Source organism: Velocimicrobium porci, assembly GCF_009696045.1.
Lineage (GTDB): Bacteria > Bacillota > Clostridia > Lachnospirales > Lachnospiraceae > Velocimicrobium > Velocimicrobium porci.
The window spans coordinates 78201-84408 of the sequence record NZ_VUMT01000013.1 but is presented as its reverse complement, the minus strand read 5'-3'; the positions used below and the strand labels follow the sequence as shown (position 1 = coordinate 84408).

Sequence of the window (6208 nt, the reverse complement as noted above, 5' to 3'; positions counted from 1 at the left end):
CTTTAGCGAAACAATATCTTTTACAAAATGATATTTTCACCAAGGGGTAAGTGCGCCCTTTTTTAGTCAGATAATAAAATCAAAATTTTTTCATTTTTCTATTGACATTTATTAGCTGGACTTTACACTTTGGTTAGATGCAACTAACTGTGATTAATATTGTACATGTACTAGATATAATAAGTCAATAGAAAATTGGAATACTACAGTCTTATTTGATACGGACAGAAAAAAAGATTTATGTTAATCTAAAAAAAATTTAAATTTCAGGAGAATATTATGCCAGACAAAATTATTTTATTATCAGGTGCTTCGGCGGTGGGAAAAACGGCAGTATTGAAGCTTTTGGTTCCGTTGTTGAAATCAAAATCGGTTGTGCCGGCGGTATGTAAAATAGACTGTATTCATACAGAGGATGATAGAACGTATGAGAAATTAGGGGTTAAATATGTAATCGGATTAAGTGGTGATATTTGTCCTGACCATTTTTTGGTATCCAATCTTCCTGAACTTTGGGGTTGGAGTAATGAGCAGAATGCAGATTGGTTGTTTATTGAAACGGCGGGATTGTGCCATCGATGTTCACCTGCCACACAAAAGATGATATCTGGATGTATTTTAGATTGTACATCCAGTTGCCATGCACCATCTGGATTTGGACCGATGCTGTCACAGGCCGATTTTGTTGTGCTGACAAAAATTGATATGCTATCACAGGCAGAAAGAGAAATCATAGTGTGGAAAATCAAAGAATTAAATTCAACAGCTGAAATATTTATGGTTGATGGTTTAACAGGTTATGGAATAGAGCCATTGATTAGTTGGCTTTTACTTCAACCTAATATAAAAAGCTTTGAAAATGACTGCTTGCGCCATACTATGCCGAGTGGTGTTTGTTCCTACTGTGTTGGAGAAACTAGAGTTGGAAGTGATTATCAGCAGGGAATGGTAGCAAAAATTCAATTTAAGGAGGAAAGAGAGTGAAGGAATTAACTCTTTTTGGAGGAAAAAATAAATATGGTGAATCAGAATTTTTTTCACAAATTACGATGAAAAGGGGAGAATTATATTCTATTGTTGGAAATACAGGCTCTGGAAAAAGCCGTTTAATAAAGGATATAGAGCAATTGGCACAAGGCGATTCTGTTACAAGGCGAAAAGTCTTTTTAGATGGGAAATTAATTCCAATGGAAAAGCGTATGGAAATTTCGTCAAGACTTGTTGCACATCTGGGGCAAAATATGCGATTTATAATAGATACAACGGTTGGAGAGTTTTTACAACTTCATGCCCAATGTCGTGAAAAGTTAGTTGATATTTCAAAGGTATTGTGTTTGGCAAATCAAATTACACCGGAAAAAATTGAGCAAAAGATGAATTTAAATCTTTTAAGCGGTGGACAAACAAGGGCTTTGATGATTGCTGATATTGCGATTATTTGCGATAGCCCTATTGTGCTGATTGATGAAATTGAAAATGCAGGAATAGATAAAGAAGAGGCGCTTGAAGTATTGCTTGGTCACGATAAGCTTGTGCTTGTAGTTACTCATGATCTACATACTGCTTTAATGGCCTCAAAAAGAATTGTTATGGAGCATGGGGCAGTGAAAGTTATTGTAGAGCGGTCACCAGAAGAAAAACAATTATTTGAACAGCTTAGCAGTGAGTATCAAATTCAAAAGAAAAGGCAAACAATGTTGAGGGCAGGAGGAATAATAAGATGACTAAAGTGAAATTATACTGGAACCATATTTGTGTATTACATAATCAAGAAAAAAAATTTTTAGATGACCTGACAAAGAAATTAGAAATAGAAGATATAGAGCTTGAGGTTAAATATTTTGGACTTGGTTACGGGGAGCATATGTCAGAGTATTTAGCAAAAGATGAATCGGTTTTACCTGATATGATAGTATCGGCAGATTTAGAAGTTTTTGAGGATATTCGAATTTTTCAAAAGTATAAAGATGATTTGTATTCTGTACGGCAATGGATAGAGCTGGAAGGTGGGGCTGCGTTAGAGTGTGTGGAAAGAGGAGAGGTACTTTTGCCATATTTATCAATTCCACTTGTTTATTATACAAATAATCCAGAGTTTTTTGAAGAAAAATCAATTATCGATATAAAGTCTCTCGCTTTTGGTGGAAGAAATAATTCGGCAGGTAAATCTTTGGTAAAGGCAATATGGAGTTATTATGGAAGGAAATCAGTTTATCGTATGCTAAAAGGTGCTGATATATCAGATATGCCAATTGAAGCCTTTCAACGGACAAGAATTGGAAAGACAGACGTTTCTATTGTTCCATCGCTTTATGCCATGAGAGCTGATGAAAAAAAATCCTTTATGAGAATCCCCAAAGAGGGACCACTGTTAATTCCCTCCTATATTTGTGCAAGACGTTCAATACCTGAATCAATTGCCAGACGTATTGTGGAAGCACTATGTGAAAAACAATGGTGTGATTTTTATGAGACGAATGGAAACCTATTATTATATCCTAAGATTGCAAAAAAAAATGAATGGTGTGAAAGAAAGCAATATTTTGTACCTTCGAAAGAGTGGATTTCTAAAACTTCAGTGGAAGAATTCTATTATGTCTACAATGAGTTAGTGATGAACAGATAAGGTTATGTAGAAGTATCAAATATTGAAAACTAGTTGCATAATCTTGAATAAAAATTTTTTATATGCTAGAATGAATTATAGATAAAGTAACGTATTAAGTGATTTACTTTAACGTATTTTATATTGTTAATGTAAGGAGAGGGAATCAGGTGAAACTCCTGAGCGATCCGGTCACTGTAAGCAAGGAGCTTATATTCAGATATCCATTGCAGTACATTCTGTGAGAAGGTGAATATAAGTGTTGATATGTAAGCCAGGAAACCTGCTTAATATATAGAAGATGAAACTTCCGTGTAAAGTGAGCATCGAATTATAAGGATAATTTTAACTATTATTTCTATAAGACTAGGTGACCGCTTTCGAGTGGTCATTTTTTTTTATAGGAAAGTTCGTCTCCTATAAAGCAAAAACGCTCCGCGAGGATGTGCACAGATGCGAAAGGAGTATTGTTGCAAAAAGCATGCAACACGCATCTGGCACGCAAAGTGGAGCAAGTCCCTCATGAGTGAGGAATACAGGGAGTTGAGGTGGACTTGTCCACTTTGTTTGTATCTTTGCGATGTTATTTTATCTCCAAATAAACCAATAAGAAGGAGAAAGAAATGAAAAGCAGAAAGATGATTCAAAGAGTAGTTGCTATGTTACTGGCTTGTTCGCTGGTAATCGGAATGACAGGATGTAAAGGAGGCAATAACAGCACCGATGAGAGAAAGGATGCAGAAAGCATCAAACAAGAGAATCAGGCAGTGGAATCTGCGGATAATCAAACAGAAAGGAACGAAGAAACAAAAAACGAAAAAAAGACAAGCTATCCACTTACAGTTACAACATATGATTCCGAAGGAAATGAAATAAAAACGGTATATGAAAAAGCACCAAGCAAGGTATTGGCTGTTTATCAGGGAAGTATTGAAACAATGCTTGCACTTGGACTGGAAGAGCATATGGTTGCTACTGCCGGTTTGGATAATGAAGTTCCAGATGAACAAAAAGCTACCTTTTCAAAAGTGAAGTATTTGGATGAATTTACCCCATCTTTAGAAACCGCTACTATGTTAGAGCCGGATATGATTTTTTCATGGGGTTCTTTGTTTGGAGAAAAAACTCTAGGTTCTGTAACAGATTGGATTGAAAAGGGGACTAATATTTATATGAATACGAATACCCATCCAAAACAAAATAACAAAGTTTATAATAAAACACTTGAAAATGAATATACAGATATTTTAAATATAGGAAAAATCTTTGATGTGCAAGATAGGGCCGAAATGATTGTAAACAGGATGAAAGATACAATTTCAGAAGTGAAAGAGAAAACAAATAGTATAAAGGAAAAGCCATCCGTACTGGTATTGGAGTCTTATGATGGTACATTTACTAACTATAACGCATCAAGTCTTGGTGGAGATATGGTAACCCAATTAGGAGGTGTGCTTGCGAATCAGGATGGAAGTTCTCTGGGAAAAGAAGATGTGATTGCAGCAAATCCAGATGTTATTTTTGTTGTATATATGCCATATGCCGGAGACGATGCAGAGAAAGTAAAACAGGATAAATTAGATGTTATACTAAAAGATCAAGCATATGCGAATCTTGATGCAGTAAAAAACAAAAGAGTAGTTCCGATTATGCTGAGTGAAATGTATGCAAGTGCAACAAGAACTCAGGATGGAATTGAAACATTTGCAAAAGGATTATATCCAGATTTAACATTTGATAAGTAATGCAGAAGGTAAGGGAATGTGTGTGAAAGAAGAAAAAGAGACAGCTGTTGTTAAAACGTCAGTTTATAGTATTACATTAGTTGGTCTTTTCATTGGTTTGTTAGCCACAGTTCTGGCGGCTGTTACATTTGGGAATGCTGATATTTCTTTAAAACAGGTTTATAGTGTAATTGGCTATGAGTTATTTCATATGGAACAGTTTTCTGATTATGCAAGTGGTGCAGTACATGATGTTGTATGGCTGATTCGTTTTCCAAGAGTGATTCTCGGAATGGCAGTTGGGATGGGACTTGCAGTGTGCGGAGTTGTAATGCAGGCAGTTGTAAAAAATCCATTGGCGGATCCTTATATTTTAGGGGTTTCCTCAGGAGCTTCCCTTGGTGCAACACTTGCCATTTTATTAGGCTTTGGTGCAATGTTTGGAAGTAATTCAGTAGGTGTAATGGCATTTATTGGCGCAGTGGCAACTTCGTTTGCCGTTCTATTTATTTCCAATCTTGGAGGAAGAGCTAATGCAGGCAAACTGATATTGGCCGGTATGGCGATCAGCTCCGTCTGCTCTGCCTTCTCTAGTTTTCTTTTATATATTGAAAATGACAAAAATGGAATTGAAGCGGTTACTTATTGGACGATGGGAAGCCTTGGCGGTGCAAAATGGGAAAATGTTATTGTAATTGTGCCTATTATTTTTGTGGGTACAATTATCTTTTGGACGCAATTCCGTAATCTTAATCTATTATTGCTTGGCGACGAAGTGTCGATTACGCTTGGGACAGATTTACACAAAATAAGGTTAATTTATATGATGTTGGCATCGTTTATGGTTGGATTTGCTGTGTACTGTGCTGGAATGATTGGCTTTGTAGGACTTATTATTCCACATGCAGTTCGAATGTTATTTGGGACAGACCACAAGCGACTGATTCCTCTTTGTGCATTACTTGGAGCAATATTTCTTATGTGGTCTGATGTTATATGTAGAATTATATTAAGAAATGCAGAAATGCCAATTGGAATTTTTGTATCTCTGATAGGTGCACCTTGCTTTATCTATCTTATGATTCACAAATCTTATGGTTTTGGAGGTACAAAGTAATGGAACTCAAAGCAGAACATATTAAGGTTTCTTATGGTGCTTCTGAAGTTTTAAACAGGGTAAGTATACATTGCAGACAAAATCAATTTGTTGGAATTATTGGTCCAAATGGAAGCGGAAAATCAACATTACTAAAGTGTATATACAGGGTATTGAAACCTAAGGAAGGATGTATCTGGTTAGATGGGGAAAGGCTACAGGATATAAGTGTTCGTGCTTCTGCAAAAAAAATGGCAGTTGTAGCACAACATAATTATTATAACTTTGAATTTACAGTTCTTGAAGTTGTATTAATGGGGCGTTCACCTCATAAGAAAATATTTGAGAGGGATAATGCAAAGGATTATGAGATTGCTCATGAGGCGTTGAAGAGAGTTGGAATGGAGAGGTTTATTAACCGCAGTTTTTCTACATTGTCAGGTGGAGAGCAGCAAAGGGTAATTCTTGCACGGGCATTAGCACAGGATACTTCATGCCTGATTTTGGATGAGCCCACGAATCATTTAGATATAACGCACCAGCTGCAGTTGATGGAGATTGTAAAGAATCTTGGAATTACGATACTTGCTGCAATTCATGACTTAAACATTGCTGTGGCATACTGTAATTACTTATATGTGTTAAAAAATGGAGAAATTGTTGGGCAAGGAAGTCCTGAAGAGATTTTAACACCAAAGTTTTTACGTGAAGTATACGAGGTGGAAACGGAGATTGTGAAAGACAAAAATGGAAAAATCCATATATTATTTTTGTAAATCCTGT

At 35.9% G+C, this 6208-nt stretch carries 6 protein-coding genes and 1 riboswitch; all 6 genes read left to right on the top strand.

Annotated features, from left to right (window positions below; translation table 11 throughout):
• Window positions 1-279: 279 nt before the first annotated feature.
• Window positions 280-984 carry a GTP-binding protein gene (locus tag FYJ58_RS09740; protein WP_154519539.1) on the top strand — a complete coding sequence of 235 codons (705 nt, stop codon included), beginning with the start codon at window positions 280-282 and terminating at the stop codon, window positions 982-984.
• On the top strand, window positions 981-1724 hold the full coding sequence (locus tag FYJ58_RS09735) for an ATP-binding cassette domain-containing protein (RefSeq protein ID WP_328597835.1): 744 nt from the start codon (window positions 981-983) through the stop codon (window positions 1722-1724). Before FYJ58_RS09740 ends, FYJ58_RS09735 begins: the two co-directional genes overlap by 4 nt.
• Complete coding sequence (locus tag FYJ58_RS09730; protein ID WP_154519538.1) at window positions 1721-2626, top strand: hypothetical protein; 906 nt, start codon at window positions 1721-1723, stop codon at window positions 2624-2626. The genes FYJ58_RS09735 and FYJ58_RS09730 overlap by 4 nt, the downstream gene beginning before the upstream one ends.
• Before the next feature lie 94 nt (window positions 2627-2720).
• Window positions 2721-2909: riboswitch (cobalamin riboswitch) on the top strand.
• A 319-nt stretch (window positions 2910-3228) separates the two neighbouring features.
• Entirely contained in the window at window positions 3229-4350 is a 1122-nt protein-coding gene (locus FYJ58_RS09725) for an ABC transporter substrate-binding protein (RefSeq protein ID WP_154519537.1), read from the top strand.
• Window positions 4351-4366: 16 nt separating this feature from the next.
• The gene (locus tag FYJ58_RS09720; RefSeq protein WP_154519536.1) at window positions 4367-5446 is read left to right on the top strand and encodes a FecCD family ABC transporter permease; all 1080 of its coding nucleotides are present in this window, start codon (window positions 4367-4369) and stop codon (window positions 5444-5446) included.
• Window positions 5446-6201: an ABC transporter ATP-binding protein gene (locus FYJ58_RS09715; protein WP_154519535.1), complete on the top strand. Its 756-nt coding sequence runs from the start codon at window positions 5446-5448 to the stop codon at window positions 6199-6201. Before FYJ58_RS09720 ends, FYJ58_RS09715 begins: the two co-directional genes overlap by 1 nt.
• The last annotated feature ends 7 nt before the right edge of the window (window positions 6202-6208 follow it).